This is a genomic window from Aquisalimonas lutea, assembly GCF_030409225.1.
In the GTDB taxonomy this organism is placed as follows: Bacteria; Pseudomonadota; Gammaproteobacteria; order Nitrococcales; family Aquisalimonadaceae; genus Aquisalimonas; species Aquisalimonas lutea.
This window is the reverse complement of sequence record NZ_JAUFPK010000007.1, coordinates 300787-315172: the sequence shown is the minus strand read 5'-3', so window position 1 is coordinate 315172 and position 14386 is coordinate 300787. Positions and strand designations below refer to the sequence as shown.

Here is a 14386-nt window from a genome sequence, read left to right as displayed (position 1 = left end):
GAGTAAACACTCTCAGAAACTCTAAATCTCATGTTGTCATTGCATTCGGCTGAAGGTCGCAATAGGTCGGCAACTACTTCTGGTTTCTGACAGCCACATCAGGAAAACGCTCCCCGGGAACTGCTCAACGATGCCACGTCGATAGACAGCGCGAGCACCAACCTTGATACGGGTTCCGGCGAAGGGGCGTGCCGCAGCCCCTCCAGCTGCAGCACGCTTCCCGGTTCCGAGGCTTCCCGCGGTCGTCAGCGCCGTATACCGTGGACCACGCGGTACTGGCGCGGCACTGTAATGCCCAGTTCGTCGGCGAAGCCGTCATGGAAGGCCGTGAACTCCGCCTCGAAGCGGGAGCGCTGGTCCGCATCCAGCTTGCCGAGGAGGGTGCGTACCGGACCGTAGCCCTCCGAGAAGGTCCGCCAGGCGGCCGCGCCGTCGGGCTCCCGGTAGTAGGAAGTGCCCTCCTCGAAGCGCAGTTCGAAGGCGTCGGACAGCAGCTCCCGGAGCCGCTCCGTGCGGCCCCACTCGAAGGGTGACGGAGGGGGCGCGCCTTCCGGAGCCGGCATATACCCCTTGATGATCCGGAACATCTCGAAGACGTTGCCGTCCGGCGTCCACACTGCGAGCACCAGACGGCCGCCGGGCCGGCAGACGCGGGCCAGCTCCGCGGCGGCATCTTCGGGGCGCTGGGTGAACATGACGCCAAAGGTGGAGATCACGGCGTCGAAGGTGCCGTCGTCGAACGGCATCGCCTCGGCGTCGCCCTCGATGAACGGGATTTGCAGTCCACTGGCGGCGGCGCTCTCCCGGGCCGCGTCCAGCATATCCGGGGCGAAATCCAGCCCGGTAACATGAAATCCCCGTTCGGCCAGACGGCGGGCCGTCCAGCCCGTGCCCGTCGCCGCGTCGAGGATGCGCATCTCTTTGTGGGGTCGGAGCCGGTTGATGGCGTGCTCGATGGCGTCGAGGATGCCGCGGCTAATCTCGTCGTAGGCGGCACCAGCACTGGACCATACCGCCGACGGGCCCGCGTTGTGCGGGCGGATGGATCCTTTCCGGGATTCGGCTGCTGTACTCATGATATGCCTCCTTGATGGTTGTTCGGGGCACTGTCCAGTGCCCCGAACCCACTGGTTGCCGGATGCGCGTCAGGTGCGTGCGTCGTGGTGGGCGCCGGTCTCGTGCCGAATCTCGTTCGATTCGGGGCCCGCCGCCTGGTCGATACGCCAGTCGACAACCACCTCCGTGCCGCCTTTGAGGGTTTGAAACACCGGGCAGCAGCGTTCCGCGCTGCCCATCAACGCTTTCAGCGATTTCCCCGGGGTCATAGCGGGTACCTCCAGCAGCACGTCGCAGTGGATCCGCTGGAATCCTACCGGCACCGATGGGTCGACCACGAGGGCGCCGCGCACATCGACCTCGGCGCTAACGGCGACCTCGGCATTGATAATCTCGACATCCAGCCATTCCGCCAGCATGCGCGTCGTCGAATGCAAGCAGGCTGCTTGGGCCGCGCACAGCAAGTCACCGGGATTCGGGACATCATGGTCGCCACCGACCGCCCGGTGGATGCCGTAGCGCCAACGCTGCCCGCCGTTGTTGGCCGGCTCCACGTCACCGTGGAAGGAATCCGACGCATCGCCTTCAACCGCTCGTGCGTGATCGCTGATCCATGCCTGCTCGGGCGCTTCGCGATACCGTTGCTGCAGAACGCGCTGGCGCGCTGGTACGAAATGCTCGCTCGGCTTTGCCATGACGAAACCTCCTGTGGACCTTCGATGGACTGCGAGTCCATCTTGGGAGGTAAAAGGCATCACGACCTGAGGCAGACGTCCCGACCGGCGAGAGAAATTTGATAAAACATGGGACATGCGTCCCGGCGTACAGGTCAGTTCGTGCCGAAACCTGCATCCCTCGCCTGTACCATCAGCAGCAGAGTCCGTCCACCATGGTGGCGTGACTCACACCAACGAGCCCCCGGAAAAGCCGGTACGGTTCAAAACGGTGGTTTGCTGTCTACTCTGTAGGGTGGCCCGCACAATCTGTTGGACGCGGGAAGACAGAGGGTCTCCTGGCGTCCCCATCCCGCTTCCGGGGGCGGGATGCAACGCGCAACCGGGAGGCTGGTCATGCCCACGGTCCAATTCTGGTTCGAGTTCGGCAGCACGTATACGTACCTCTCCGTTGCCCGCCTTCGATCCCTCGCCGAGGCCGAGGGGGTTGCCGTCGAGTGGAAGCCCTTCCTGCTGATGCCGCTTCTCGTTGAGCAAGGACTGGAGAACGGTCCGTTTCTGCCGTTTCCGAACAAACTGGCGTACATGTGGCGGGATCTCGAGCGCCGCGCTGCTGAACACGGCATTCCGTATCGGCGGCCGGAGAAGTACCCGCCCGACGAGGTCCTGACGTCGGCGCGCCTTGCGCTGCTCGGTAGCGCGGAAGGGTGGAGTTCGACGTTCACCGAAGCCGCTTTCGCTCTTCACTGGACGGAGGGCTGCATCATCGGTACCGAGGAGAACATTCACGGCGCACTCATGCGCGCCGGCCAGGACCCTGACACGGCCCTGGCGAGGGCACGCTCGGCCGAGAACAAGGCAGCGCTCAAGGAACAAACTGAGCAGGCCCGGCAAAGGGGGATTTTCGGGTCACCAACGTTCATCGCCGGGGACGAGTTATTCTGGGGCGACGACCGTCTGGAACAGGCGTTGAATTGGGCGAAAGCACCGAAGCACGCACAGTGACAGTGGATGCGGCCCATCGCTCCCGGCTTGTCCGACGGACGTTCTCTGGTGGGCGAAGGTTTGTTCACCATTCTTTGGAACGGTGAATGGCGACGTTCCGCCAACCTGGTTGTCATTGACGACGCCCGGCATGTGCCGACCCGTTGCAGACGGCTGCTCAGAATCTGTCGGCGTCCGCTATCGAGGGGAGTGATCACCATTCACCACACCAGGCGAGCGAACACGTCGTTACCGGTGACGATGCACTGCTGAGATCCTAGCGCGTAGAGCCGAACCCGCTACCGCCGATTCGGCGTTCCCTTTCGCAATGGATCTCGTTCCCAGTATGTGATTTTCAGACAAGTCGCCCTGGCCAATCCCCCCTTTCCACCATCGTCTCCATCGTCTGTGTGACGAGCTTGTGTACAGTACGCACGGCCCGGGATCGCACCCCTTTTTGGGCGGTAGCTAGATAAACTGTCCACTGGATAGGCGGAGAGTCTATAGGGATGGCCTGAACTTCTCCCTTTTCAACCAACTCTGAAACACTAGCGTAAGGTAGTATTGACTCAAAGCCAGCCCTGACCAAGGAGATCATTCCAGTGAATGAATCCACGTCAAAGTGCGTCTCCAAGGGGACCTTCGCATTCGCGGATGCGTTTTTTATTCTTTTCGCCAAAGTATGGTGCTGACTTGGGAGAACTAGCCGGAATTCGGGAAGCATTTCAAATGGAATGCTTGTGCGATGCCGCAGTCGACCATCATTCCTGACTACCAGGAACAGCTCCTCAGTCATGATCGGGGTTACTACGAAGTTCTCGGAGTCGAGCATGCTCGCGTCATAGAGAATTGCCATGTCCAGGTTCCCAAGCTGGAGAGCCTCTCGTAGCGTCCCACTCATTCCCTCCACGGCGTGCAGCCAAATCCGCGGGTACTTTTCCGCCGCCAGCGTTAGTAATGGGGCAATCAATATTCCCGCTGCTGTGGTCGTTACTCCTACCTTAACTTCTCCGGATGGATTGTCGGCATAATCTGTTATCAGAGACTGCGTCTTCTCGACATCCCGTAAGACTCCTGTGAAATGGTGCAAGAGCATGAGGCCCACGTCGTTGGGGGTTACGCCCCGTGAGTGTCGGTCAACGACTGGTAAGCCCAGCTCCTCCTCAAGGCTTTTCAGGTTCTGGCTAAGGGCTGGCTGCGCGACGTTGAGCTCTTGGGCAGCCTGGGAAAGGCTGCCGACACGGGCGATGGTCACGAAATACTGCATCTGCTTCAGATTCATTGCCTGCCTCGTATAAGCGCGCCGCATGCTTCTGTCGGAGTTCTTGCGTTGAACTGCTCAGGTGTGACTCGACGTGGAATCAGCACGTCAACGGCAGACCTCTTTATAAATTTGCAATATACCTGATGACTGAAACTTTGTATAAGTGATGTCAGTGACTTGTGATATCACCTGGAAGAGAAGGTAACCGCCATTTTTGCAATCTTGCTTACACAGTAAAAAATACTGTTAAACCAAGGATATATGGAACTCCCAAGAGGGAGAGACTAGGACGCCAAGGCGTTGCGTCCGCAAGGAAGGCCTTAAATTTGGGCTGTCTTCGAGTGTCCGATACTTATTGGATATAAGCTTTTAATATATTAGGTATGCTTGATGGCGGGTAGCGATATAGTGCAATCGAGCCTAGCGTTGGAAAAGAGCATGGCGTTGAGAGGCTAGTTCAGGGCTGAAGGTACAGCTCGATTAACTTTTACTGCGTGGAGACAGATGATGAACATGACAAAACCACTCACCATCGCACTTCCAGTTGCGCTGATGACCACCGTCTCGGCGGCAGGTGCCGAGAATATTACGCTTCGCGTTGGGTCCGGGCATCCCATTGGCCTGCTTGCCTATACCGAGACTGCTCATGAGTTCTTCGCTCCTGAGTTGGAGCGAAGAGTCAACGAAGAAACGGAGCACACACTTACGATCCAGGAACTCCACTCGGGTGCAGTCGCCGACGTCGACGAGATCCTGCAGGCAACCAGGGACGGACTCTTGGACATCGGGTTCGCAAGCCTGATCTTCGAGCCTTCCAACGCCTTTCTACACAACTTCCCTCTATTCATGCCGTTCGGGACGCCAGACCCGTATATGGCGACCGAAGCCGGGCGGGCGACCCTCGAAGCCCATCCGGAGATGATCAGCTTCTTCGAAGAAGAGTTTGGCCAGAAGTACCTGACCGGCAGCTGCTTGGAGAACTACGGGCTCGGTACGGACTTCGAATGGCGCGCATTTTCCGATCTCGAAGGGCAAAAGATCGCGGGCGCAGGCGTCAACCTCGACTGGATCGCCGGGGCATCACCGGTAACTTCCAATCTCAACGAAGCCTATCAGGCAATCCAGACCGGAGTGTATGACGGGTACATCAGTGCGGCCGCTTGGTGGGAGAGCTTCAGCCTCTACGAAGTCGCACCCGTTTTCACGTTGACCGACTTCGGCTCCCAGTATGTCAACTCCGTGACGATCAATCTCGATACCTGGAACAGCCTGCCCGAGGAAGTACAGGAAATCCTCATGGAAGTGTCTGAGGAGTATGAAGAAGAAACCGCTCGAGTCTGTGCGGAGTCAGAAGAAAAAGCGGTCGCTGCCTTGGAAGAAGAGGGTGCGACCGTATTCGAGATCGACCAGCAAGCCCGCGAGGATTGGGCGGAGGCGCTCAAGGATTTCCCGAATCGCATGGCTCAAGAAGCCAACGAGCGAGGACTCCCTGGCACGGAAGTGATGACCTTCTATCTGGAAGAACTTGAGCGGCTCGGCTACGAGTGGCCCTACCGCTATGAGATTGACTAGCGCCGGATGCGGGCCGGTCCTATGGGCCGGCCCGCGCCCCACGTAACCCGAGGCACGCCCTCGTTTCGAATTCACGATTTCAAGGGTATGGCCATGTTCCAGTTCATCCTTCTTGTGGCGCTCCGTGCGGACTGGATCCTCAAGTGGATCGCCGAGATACTAATGGTGATCGCCGCCTGCGCGCTGGTCTTGCTCGCTTTACTTATCGGGGCTGACGTTGTTGGCCGTGGCGTGTTCGGGAACTCGATTACCGGTGTAGCCGAGGTCGTTGGACACGTTCTTCTGATAACGGCGTTCTTGCAGATCGCGTACAGCGTCCGGATCGGGTCGCTGCTGCGCACGGAAATCGTTGACAGCTTCCTGCCACGACGGGTGGTCCCCTTTTTCTGGCTAATCGGCTACCTGCTAGGCGCACTCTTCTTCACATTGGTTGCGTACTACACATGGGACCCGATGATTACTTCGTGGGTACGCAATTCCTTCGAAGGCCATGCCAGCTTGCGTGTTCCTAAGTTCCCCGCACAGCTCGCCATTGTGGCGTGTTCGGTACTCGCCGTCCTGAACTTCCTCGCTAAGTCGGTGAGGGCAATCGCCGTTTGCGTTACCGGCGACCGCGCCTACATCGATAGCGATGTCAGCAAATCGGAGGAGGCCAACATTGGATAGCGTTACCTTCGCAACGGTGATCATCGGTGCGCTGATGTTCTTGGTGTTCACCGGGATACCGATTGTCATTTCGCTCGGCCTGTGCAGTTTCTTCGGGCTCGCCTATATCATGGGGAGCTACGAAATCGCCGGCTCGTTGCTTTCCAGTTCCGCCTACGGCGCTATTCGATCATACGTGTTCGCCACTATTCCCCTTTTCGTCTTGCTGGGCGAGATTGTAGCCCGTTCCGGGGCGGCCTCCGACCTTTATCGTGTCATTGATCGATCCCTGCGGCTCCTCCCTGGCCGGTTGGCGCTTGCCACGGTAGGTGGGAACACGGTTTTTGGTGCAGTTACAGGAGTTTCCATCGCCTCGGCTGCGACCTTCTCCCGAATCGCCTATCCCGAAATGCTTCGTGCCAACTACAACAAAAGCGTCGCGCTCGGCTCGATCGCGGGTAGCGCCGCTTTGGGGATGCTGATCCCGCCGAGCATCTTGTTAATCGTCTGGGGCGTTATTGCCGGGGAATCGGTAGGTCGACTCTTCGTCGCCGGCGTCATACCCGGAATTCTTCTGGCAACGATGTTCTTCCTGTTCCTGCTTCTCTTAGCCATAGCCCGCCCGCGGCTGTTCGGTGACAAAACCGGTCCGGCTGATTCGGGGGACGGCGTGGACGTGCCCGGCATGGCCGAGTACTTCAGCTGCGTAGGGGTGTTGATCCTAATTCTCTCGGTACTGGGTGGTATTTGGGGGGGCTTCTTCACGCCCACCGAGGCCGCGGGCGTTGGGGTGCTCTTCTCGGTGGTTATTGGACTAGCAAAGGGCATGGGTCCGCGAGCCTTCGCACAATCCGTACTTAACACCGGGCGGGTCTCGGCGCCGTTATTGTTTCTTCTCATCACGGCCGACATGTACTCCCGGCTCTTGGCGATGGGAGGAATTATCGACGTCATCGGAGGCCTCTTCTTCGGCGTCGCTGGAGATCCTTTGATCATTATCGCTCTGATGGTCCTGGTCTGGGTCCTCATGGGCATGTTCCTGGACAGCGTTTCCATCATTCTCCTGACCGTTCCACTGTTTGCGCCGATTATTGCCCAAGCAGGTGTCGACCCGCTCGCGTTCGCGATCATCGGCATTGTCGCGATCGAGGCAGGTTTGCTTACACCGCCTTTTGGCATGTGTGTCTACACCGTGAAAGGCGCGGTGAGCGATCCGGACGCAACCCTCGCACGCATTTTCATGGGCGCCATCCCTTACTGGCTTGTGCTGCTGGTGCTGGTTGCGCTGGTGGCGTTCTTCCCGGGCTTGGCCAGCTGGTTACCGAACCAGATTCTCTAGCTGTGCCCGCACGGGTCCAACATCGAAAGGAGAGCATCATGAATAAGACCGTAATCGACTTATCCCTCACCGTTGAGGACAACATGCCGGCCCATAAGCTCTTTCAGAGCCCGTTCTATCTGAAGCATCTGAACCACGAAGACACCAAGTCCTTGGAACTCGGCGTTCCGGAAGACCGAATGACGTTCCAGACGAACTTTATCGGAATGCTTGATCATGTGGGGACGCACGTGGATGCGTTTCGTCACGTGAACCCGGACGGTACACCTGTGGATGAGATGCCCCTCGATATCTTCATGGGCAAGGCTGTGTGCTTCGACATGAGGCACATCCCAGACCTTGGCGATATCGATGCTGCGGAAATGGACAAAGCGGAGAAGGAAGCTGGTGTAAAGGTGGATGGCCACATCGTTCTTCTTTGTACGGGGCACCACGAGCGGCACTACCCGAATCTGGACGTGTGCTGGAAACACCCGGGCCTGACCGTAGACGCGACGCACTGGCTTGCCGATCGTGGCTCCAAAATGCATGGCGTCGAAGGCCCGAGCACGGACAAGCCCACCGACAACATCTTTGCTCAGCATCGTGCCTGCCGTGACCTCGGTATTTCGCACTATGAATGGCTCGTAAACCTGGAAAAACTCGTCGGCAAGGGCGAGTTCGAGTTCTTCGGGGTGCCAATCAAGTTCAAGGGTGGTTCTGGCTCGCCGGTGCGTGCGTTCGCGCTCGTATAGATCGTAGAGAGTGCAGCGATGCCCAAAGGGGTGTCGAGGCGGGGCCGTATGTCGCCTCGACACCAGCTAGCGGCTGTAGCGCGAACCGCCAATCGCGAGGAAATTAGCCATGACCGAGACCACAGAACTGCCAAACGATCTTCGATATGTCAGCCTTCAACGCCTCAGGGCCGCGATCAGGGAGCGCGAAGTGTCGCCGGTAGAGATTGCTGACGCGACACTCGCCCTCATCGACAAACTGGACGGTCGGCTAAACTGTTTTGCACACCTGGATCCGGATGACGTTCGGCGCCAAGCAAAAGACGTGGAAAAGAGGCTAATGCGAGGGCAAGAATTGGGACCCCTCGCCGGGGTGCCAGTTCCGATCAAGGATCTGATCGCGGTCCGGGACCAGCCAATGCAGTTCGGGTCCCGAGTTATGGAAGAGAATGTGGCAGATCAAGACGCTCCCGCTGTCGAGCGTATCCGCAACGCGGGCGGCATCATTCTCGGCAAGTCAACCACGAGCGAGTTCGGTTGCAAGGCTGTAGGCGACAGTCCGCTTACCGGCATTACTCGTAATCCTTGGAATCTCGATAAAACCCCTGGAGGGTCGAGTTGTGGTTCCGCAGCCTTGGTAAGTTCTGGCATTTCCCCGGTCGCTCTCGGAACGGACGGAGGGGGTTCGGTTCGCATCCCCGCTGCACTATCCGGATTATTTGGCATAAAAGCGCACTTCGGCCGTGTTCCGGTCTTTCCAGTTTCGGCGACACCTACGCTTGCCCATGTCGGCCCCTTGAGCCGTACGGTGCGGGATTCGGCAACAATGCTGTCCGTGATTGCAGGCGAGGATGACCGTGATCCATTTTGCGTTCGAGGCCCTGTACCTGAATTTGAAAAGGCTTGTGACTCGGTTGCCAGCCCCTTGCGGATAGCCTGGAGCCCGACGCTTGGCTATGGCGAACCGTTGCCCGAGATTGTGGATGTATGTGAACGGGCAGCCCGGGTATTTGAAGATCTCGGCCACCGAGTCGAGCTCGTTGATACCGTACTCCCGCAAGACCCGATCGATACTTGGGTTGCGGAGTTCTATGCCGGCGTCGGAACCAAGCTCGCGAATGCGTTGGCCACTAGGCGTGAGGATATTGACCCGGAGGTGGTCGACGTTCTGGATAAGGCGGTGAACCAGCAAATGCAAGATTACTACCAGAGCGTATTTCAACGATATGCGTTTCGGGAAACCATCCGCCAGTTTTTCCTTTCCTATGATCTTCTGCTCACACCGACGGTTCCGGCTCCGGCATTCGACGTCGGTCGCTCGACGCCGCCAACCCATAATCACAGAAGCATCGTTTCGTGGGTTTATTACACGTACCCGTTCAACTTGAATGGTTACCCGGCGGGGTCTGTTCCGGCTGGGTTCACGGACGCAGGGCTGCCCGTCGGGCTGCAGCTCGTTGCGGGCGCTAACCAGGAAAACCTGATCTTGTCTTTGGCGGCTTCGTTTGAACAGGCCCAGCCTTGGGCCCACAAGCAACCTCAGGCGGCAGGGTGACAGGGTGATGGGTTCGCTGCATGGAGCGGCGTTACTGTAAAGTCGACTAGATGCCGCCGCGTCAATGTAGCATGCCTTGCACATGGGCGGGCGGGTGCCCGCAGCAGATGAGCTACGAGCGGTCGCTGCGGTTCATGGCCTGGAGGTAACCGCAAGAGGCCGGAATTCTCGACTTTTGACCCCTCAACGATCCCGGGGGTCATCAGGCGCGATGGCGTCTTCCGTATCGAAGCGGTCACTGACACGTTCGTCGGCACTGACCGCTCATGGCCGACTGTTGCCGGGAACGGTGTGATCGTCCCTCGCGTCGTGGGGGCGACCCTCGATGGCAATCTCCAGTCAGGAGTCGGCATTGCCGAATAATGACTTAATGGCCGCTTTCGGGACACTATCTGCGTGAACGCGTCCAATTCAGCCGCGCAAGGTCAAAACGCGGAGCAAAGGCCATCCCCGTGGCGCGCTTTGTTAGGCATGAACCCGCAGCACATAGCTCACGCCAACCGCGCATACATACAGCCCGATCCCGAATACCGTGTGCGCCATAAGGCTTCGCAATCTGGCCTGCGTTGGATTGGGGATTCTTGATGCAGCAATGCCGAGTCCGAACGATGGATGCATGATGACGAACGGAAGCAGCACTGTGCCAACGCCGAAAAGCACGGCAGGCAATAAAGTTGGCCGCATAAGCCAGCCACCAGACACAAGAACGACGAGCGTAACCGCGAATACGGCACCAATAGCATAGTGAGCGACCCAGCCCACTGTGCACTCTAAGCGTTTCTGAGAAGAGGCGGCGATACTCGCGTGCATGAACGTGCCGTCGAGCATATGACGAAGCCAGCGCCCGACCATGCAGTAGTTGGCCGAAGGAATGCTAAAGACACGCTTCAGGAACAGTGCCCAAAGGTCCATGAACAGAGTTGCGCCAAGCCCAACGACAGCTGCGCCTAAGAAGTAACTTGCCTCGGTGCTCATAATCCGATGTTCATGCCTAACAGTGAATGAATCGCCTTCACGGTGATTCGATCACTGTGACGGCGCCATAACACCCCGCTGTCAATGGGAGCGCTGTGCGTTGTATTGCATTTACAGAAGCTTAGCGCGGGGAGGGAATCAACGCCAACCAATCATTTGACGGCGTGTTTTTGCCCCTTCAACTGGAGAGCGGACGCTGGCGGATGCCCGGCCAACGTCCGCAACGGGTCGTACTTCGCCATCGCGATGGCTAGCCGAAGCGGTTTGACTTACAACCAACAGCCTCCGGAGAAACCGGGACAGTTCAGGTGGCGCTGAGCAAACGCGTCAAGATCGCGGGGATGGATACGATGAGGATACAGCCCCCCTGCGAGGGCACGAGATCCCGAGCTATAGCCCACTCATGCCTGCCAGCGTGAGCAGCGCCAGCTCGCCGCCGATCGCGCCCAGCGATATCGGGCGTTCCCGACGCTCGAAGCCCTCATCGGTGGTGATCCACCGCGGCTCCGCGTTGTCTTCCTCCGGCGGGATACCGTTGGAGGAGAATAGCGCCTGGACACTGCCATCGGCCACCGAGAGCACGGTGATCCGGAAGCGGTCAGGCCCATCACGGCGCAGTTCCACCAGGAAGTCCGCGTGCTGGGCCAGCGAGCGCATCTCCAGCCGCGCCCGGTCGGGCGACAGGCGCGAGAAGCTGCCGTCTTCCAGGGCATTGTCGGTGATGCGCATCATAGCGCGCCGATCGAGCACGCGGACCCCGGCGCCGCGCAAGCGCTCGACGAAGCCCGCTTCCAGCGCGAACGCCAGCCGCGCCGAACCGGAGTTCTCCCTCGGGCCTCGCGTCTCGGACTGGGCCGCGAGGCGGAGTTCCGTATCCTGACGGGTGGCGCCCTGCGGGCCGTCACTGCGCACCGATTCGCTGCCCACCACGACGCTGCGCTGGGTGCTCGCCCAGTCGCTGACCCGGCCGCCGAAGGCACGATTCCAGTACACTGCCATGGTCGGGGGCGCGTCACCGAAGCGCTCGACGAACGCCGCGAGAATGGCCTCGGCGTCGCGGGTCCGCCCGGACGTCTGCTGCTCGGCGGCCCTGGCCTGGCTGGTCAGCGGCTCCTGGGCCGGCGCCATCATCGGCGCCGGTGCGTGATCCTGCTGGGCCAGGGCCGGGCCGCCGAGCAGCAGCACCAACGCGGCCGAAACGGCTGATCGATTCATCATCGCACCTCCCGTACTTCCACGCGGTACTGCAGCGGCTGATCGCTGGTCGAGTACTCACGGTAGGCGGTCAGGCCATTGGCTGAGGCGGTGAAGCGCTTCCATACGGCGTCGGCATCCGTGGGCACGCCGTCTCGGTCGACGAAATGCGTGCGCGCCTCCAGGGTGTAGTCGGCGTCCGTGTGGTTGCGGATCACGGCGAACACCTCGGTGGTCCCCGTCTCAGTGCGCCGCTGCCCGTGACGCTCCACGGACAGCCGATAGCGCCCGCCCTCCCCGAGCAGCCCATCGCTCCAGGTGCGCTGAAGGTTGTAGTCGGTGAATACGACGCTGTTGTACTCGACCGGCGCGGTACGCTCCGTGAGGCGCTCGGAGTCGCTGGGCAGGCCCTGGCACCCGACCACGAGAAGAAGGGCCGTGACTACGGCGGCGACGTTCGGGATGCTCCGCATGTTGATCTCTCCTCGGTTCAGTTGTCCTGGCGGGAGCTGATGTACGCCAGCCCGTTGCCCTGGTCATCGAAGTGCACGGCCGCCTCCATCGCCGCACCCACGGGCGTGCCGTTGTCGTCGACGAACCGTACGGTAAGCTCCTCGCCGGGAGCGACCTGCAGCGGCAGGATATGGAGCGTATCCGGTAGACTCTCCCAGTAGCGTGTGTCCGCGCGCACGTTCGAGGAAGCCGACAGCCCCTGGGCCGCAACGCTGACCAGCGTGACGGTCGCGTAGCCCGCGGCAAGCACGCCGCCCCCGGCAGCACTCAGGCCGGCCAGCGTGTTATTGCGGCTGATGTCGCTCAGATTGGCACCGACCTCCGCCGTATCGGATTTGAACTCCACCTGGCCCTCCACAATCCGGTCGATGGCGCGCCCGCCGCGGGTGGAGGCCTGGAAGAAGACATCCTCGATTGGGTAGAGCGGCTGCCAGCCGTCGCCGCTCGCCAGCTCGGCGCCCGTGTCGTCGAAGCCCCGCCCGCGACGGTAGACGAGCTGGTAGTGGCCGACACCGTCGGCGAGCTTGCGCGGCGCCGTGCCCGTCTCGGCCACCAGCAGCACATTGTGCCGGGGCTCCGGGATGGGCGCGTCCGGCCGGAACGCCTGCAGCTCCTGGAAGTGCTCCTCGGCGAGCTGGGTGCTGCCCATCTTTTGCGCCGCCCACCCCATGAGGTAGAGTAACGAGGCAAAATCGGCGCTGTGCTGCTCTTCCTCGGCAAAGGCGTCCTGGAGCAGACCGCCAAGAAAGCTTGCGCGGGCGTTGCCGTAATCGCCGTCCTGGAGAAACAGCAGCCCCAGGTAGAAGTAAACCATGGAGCGCTCATACGGCTCGCCCTTGAAGCCCTTCTCCGCTTCCTCATACCAGCGGCTGCGCGCACGCCGGGCGGCCTCGTTGTCCGCGTAGACGCTTTCGATGTTCAACCGGGCCTCGTTGAACGCCCGCCGCGCCTCCGTGAAGTGGTCGTTGCGGTAGGCATGCAGCCCGACCTCCATGAGGTTGAGGACCTCGTTACGCCGGCCCTCCTCGTAGAGGGTCTGGTAGTGCGAGCGCAACGCCGGCGGCTGCGCAGCCACATGGTCGCGCTGCGCCTGCGACAGAGTCGCACTCTCGTACTCCTTGGGTCCGGTGGCGCAGGCGGCGAGGAGCACCCCTGTACCAGCGGCGACCACCCGGCCGCACCGGTTAGCGATACAGGACATTGTCCTGCGCGGCTTTGCGCATCTCATAGAGGCCACTCCACACGATCGTGCCCAGTTCCAGGTCCACCATCTCGAATGTCACCTGCGTGTAGCGCGACTGCGTCTGGCTGTCGCGGTCCACCGCGTCGAGGGAGGTGATGCGCCCGCGCAGCCGGTAGTCGGCCCCCGCCTGAGCGGCCGTCTCCCGAATGGTGCCGCTGTCGACCACGCCGTCGCGCTTGGCGTCGCGCTCCTGCTGCACCATGTCGGCCGACTCGCGGGAGACGAAGACCATGCGCCCGTTGGCCGCACGGTTGAGCTCGATACGCAGGCGGTCGGTAAGCTGGTTGGTGTTGATCACAGACGAGCTCTCGTTGTCCAGATAGGCGTTGTCGATGATCACCCGCGGCGGCACGTCCCGGCCCGCGAGCATCCGGTTGCGCAGCATGTCGCGCATCATCTCGTCGGTCATGGCGACCACATCCTGGCTCTCAATGCCGACACCGCCCACGCGGCCGGTGGTTTCCGGGTCTTCATACACGGTGGGCGTGCCCGCCACGTTCTCCACCTGATTGCCGGCGCAGCCGGCGAGCAGCGCCGCCGCGGCAAACGGTACAAGGGCACGCACGGCGCCGGCGGGAAGAGGGAATCGTGTCATGGCGTCTCTCCGTTCAAAGGGGTTCGTCGACCTGCGCCAGGGGCTCCTGGAACGCGGGATAGAG

The 14386-nt window shown here is 60.6% G+C and carries 14 protein-coding genes; 6 read left to right on the top strand and 8 right to left on the bottom strand.

Annotation, left to right across the window (positions count from 1 at the left end):
- Positions 1-245: 245 nt before the first annotated feature.
- Both QWY84_RS19180 and QWY84_RS19175 read right to left on the bottom strand, forming a co-directional pair.
- A complete protein-coding gene (locus tag QWY84_RS19180; RefSeq protein WP_290204651.1) occupies positions 246-1076 on the bottom strand; it encodes a class I SAM-dependent methyltransferase in 831 nt (276 codons plus the stop codon).
- 69 nt (positions 1077-1145) lie between these two features.
- Positions 1146-1751: an OsmC family protein gene (locus tag QWY84_RS19175; protein WP_290204649.1), complete on the bottom strand. Its 606-nt coding sequence runs from the start codon at positions 1749-1751 to the stop codon at positions 1146-1148.
- Between the two features lie 375 nt (positions 1752-2126).
- Here QWY84_RS19175 and QWY84_RS19170 point away from each other — a divergent pair, with 375 nt between their 5' ends.
- Complete coding sequence (locus QWY84_RS19170; protein WP_290204647.1) at positions 2127-2735, top strand: 2-hydroxychromene-2-carboxylate isomerase; 609 nt, start codon at positions 2127-2129, stop codon at positions 2733-2735.
- Positions 2736-3069: 334 nt separating this feature from the next.
- On the opposite strand, the gene QWY84_RS19165 is transcribed toward QWY84_RS19170, so the two are convergent.
- Positions 3070-3996 (bottom strand): LysR family transcriptional regulator, encoded by a 927-nt coding sequence (locus tag QWY84_RS19165; RefSeq protein ID WP_290204645.1) that lies wholly within the window; start codon positions 3994-3996, stop codon positions 3070-3072.
- A gap of 486 nt (positions 3997-4482) precedes the next feature.
- Between QWY84_RS19165 and QWY84_RS19160 the strand changes: the two genes are divergently transcribed.
- The 5 genes from QWY84_RS19160 to QWY84_RS19140 all read left to right on the top strand — a co-directional run bounded on the left by QWY84_RS19160 (position 4483) and on the right by QWY84_RS19140 (position 9802).
- Positions 4483-5550: a C4-dicarboxylate TRAP transporter substrate-binding protein gene (locus QWY84_RS19160; protein WP_290204643.1), complete on the top strand. Its 1068-nt coding sequence runs from the start codon at positions 4483-4485 to the stop codon at positions 5548-5550.
- Positions 5551-5643: 93 nt separating this feature from the next.
- The gene (locus QWY84_RS19155; protein WP_290204641.1) at positions 5644-6216 is read left to right on the top strand and encodes a TRAP transporter small permease; all 573 of its coding nucleotides are present in this window, start codon (positions 5644-5646) and stop codon (positions 6214-6216) included.
- The gene (locus tag QWY84_RS19150) at positions 6209-7534 is read left to right on the top strand and encodes a TRAP transporter large permease (RefSeq protein WP_290204640.1); all 1326 of its coding nucleotides are present in this window, start codon (positions 6209-6211) and stop codon (positions 7532-7534) included. Before QWY84_RS19155 ends, QWY84_RS19150 begins: the two co-directional genes overlap by 8 nt.
- Positions 7535-7572: 38 nt before the next feature.
- A complete protein-coding gene (locus QWY84_RS19145; RefSeq protein WP_290204638.1) occupies positions 7573-8268 on the top strand; it encodes a cyclase family protein in 696 nt (231 codons plus the stop codon).
- A gap of 109 nt (positions 8269-8377) precedes the next feature.
- Positions 8378-9802, top strand: a complete 1425-nt coding sequence (locus QWY84_RS19140; protein ID WP_290204636.1) for an amidase — start codon at positions 8378-8380, stop codon at positions 9800-9802.
- A 465-nt stretch (positions 9803-10267) separates the two neighbouring features.
- Here QWY84_RS19140 and QWY84_RS19135 read toward each other — a convergent pair whose 3' ends face one another.
- The 5 genes from QWY84_RS19135 to QWY84_RS19115 form a co-directional block, all read right to left on the bottom strand.
- A complete protein-coding gene (locus QWY84_RS19135; protein WP_290204634.1) occupies positions 10268-10777 on the bottom strand; it encodes a DUF2938 domain-containing protein in 510 nt (169 codons plus the stop codon).
- A 390-nt stretch (positions 10778-11167) separates the two neighbouring features.
- Positions 11168-11995, bottom strand: coding sequence for a hypothetical protein (locus QWY84_RS19130; RefSeq protein WP_290204633.1), 828 nt, complete (start codon positions 11993-11995; stop codon positions 11168-11170).
- Positions 11992-12444, bottom strand: coding sequence for a putative periplasmic lipoprotein (locus QWY84_RS19125; RefSeq protein ID WP_290204632.1), 453 nt, complete (start codon positions 12442-12444; stop codon positions 11992-11994). Before QWY84_RS19125 ends, QWY84_RS19130 begins: the two co-directional genes overlap by 4 nt.
- A 17-nt stretch (positions 12445-12461) precedes the next feature.
- Complete coding sequence (locus QWY84_RS19120) at positions 12462-13685, bottom strand: COG3014 family protein (protein WP_290204631.1); 1224 nt, start codon at positions 13683-13685, stop codon at positions 12462-12464.
- The gene (locus QWY84_RS19115) at positions 13669-14322 is read right to left on the bottom strand and encodes an LpoB-related protein (protein ID WP_290204630.1); all 654 of its coding nucleotides are present in this window, start codon (positions 14320-14322) and stop codon (positions 13669-13671) included. Before QWY84_RS19115 ends, QWY84_RS19120 begins: the two co-directional genes overlap by 17 nt.
- Between the last annotated feature and the right edge of the window lie 64 nt (positions 14323-14386).

What these genes read in the sequence shown, in the direction of transcription:
- QWY84_RS19125 (WP_290204632.1), bottom strand. Translation starts at nt 12,444, where the DNA reads ATGCGGAGCATCCCGAACGTCGCCGCCGTAGTCACGGCCCTTCTTCTC.
- QWY84_RS19140 (WP_290204636.1), top strand. Translation starts at nt 8,378, where the DNA reads ATGACCGAGACCACAGAACTGCCAAACGATCTTCGATATGTCAGCCTT.
- QWY84_RS19115 (WP_290204630.1), bottom strand. Translation starts at nt 14,322, where the DNA reads ATGACACGATTCCCTCTTCCCGCCGGCGCCGTGCGTGCCCTTGTACCG.
- QWY84_RS19180 (WP_290204651.1), bottom strand. Translation starts at nt 1,076, where the DNA reads ATGAGTACAGCAGCCGAATCCCGGAAAGGATCCATCCGCCCGCACAAC.
- QWY84_RS19130 (WP_290204633.1), bottom strand. Translation starts at nt 11,995, where the DNA reads ATGATGAATCGATCAGCCGTTTCGGCCGCGTTGGTGCTGCTGCTCGGC.
- QWY84_RS19165 (WP_290204645.1), bottom strand. Translation starts at nt 3,996, where the DNA reads ATGAATCTGAAGCAGATGCAGTATTTCGTGACCATCGCCCGTGTCGGC.
- QWY84_RS19135 (WP_290204634.1), bottom strand. Translation starts at nt 10,777, where the DNA reads ATGAGCACCGAGGCAAGTTACTTCTTAGGCGCAGCTGTCGTTGGGCTT.
- QWY84_RS19175 (WP_290204649.1), bottom strand. Translation starts at nt 1,751, where the DNA reads ATGGCAAAGCCGAGCGAGCATTTCGTACCAGCGCGCCAGCGCGTTCTG.
- QWY84_RS19160 (WP_290204643.1), top strand. Translation starts at nt 4,483, where the DNA reads ATGATGAACATGACAAAACCACTCACCATCGCACTTCCAGTTGCGCTG.
- QWY84_RS19155 (WP_290204641.1), top strand. Translation starts at nt 5,644, where the DNA reads ATGTTCCAGTTCATCCTTCTTGTGGCGCTCCGTGCGGACTGGATCCTC.
- QWY84_RS19120 (WP_290204631.1), bottom strand. Translation starts at nt 13,685, where the DNA reads ATGTCCTGTATCGCTAACCGGTGCGGCCGGGTGGTCGCCGCTGGTACA.
- QWY84_RS19145 (WP_290204638.1), top strand. Translation starts at nt 7,573, where the DNA reads ATGAATAAGACCGTAATCGACTTATCCCTCACCGTTGAGGACAACATG.
- QWY84_RS19170 (WP_290204647.1), top strand. Translation starts at nt 2,127, where the DNA reads ATGCCCACGGTCCAATTCTGGTTCGAGTTCGGCAGCACGTATACGTAC.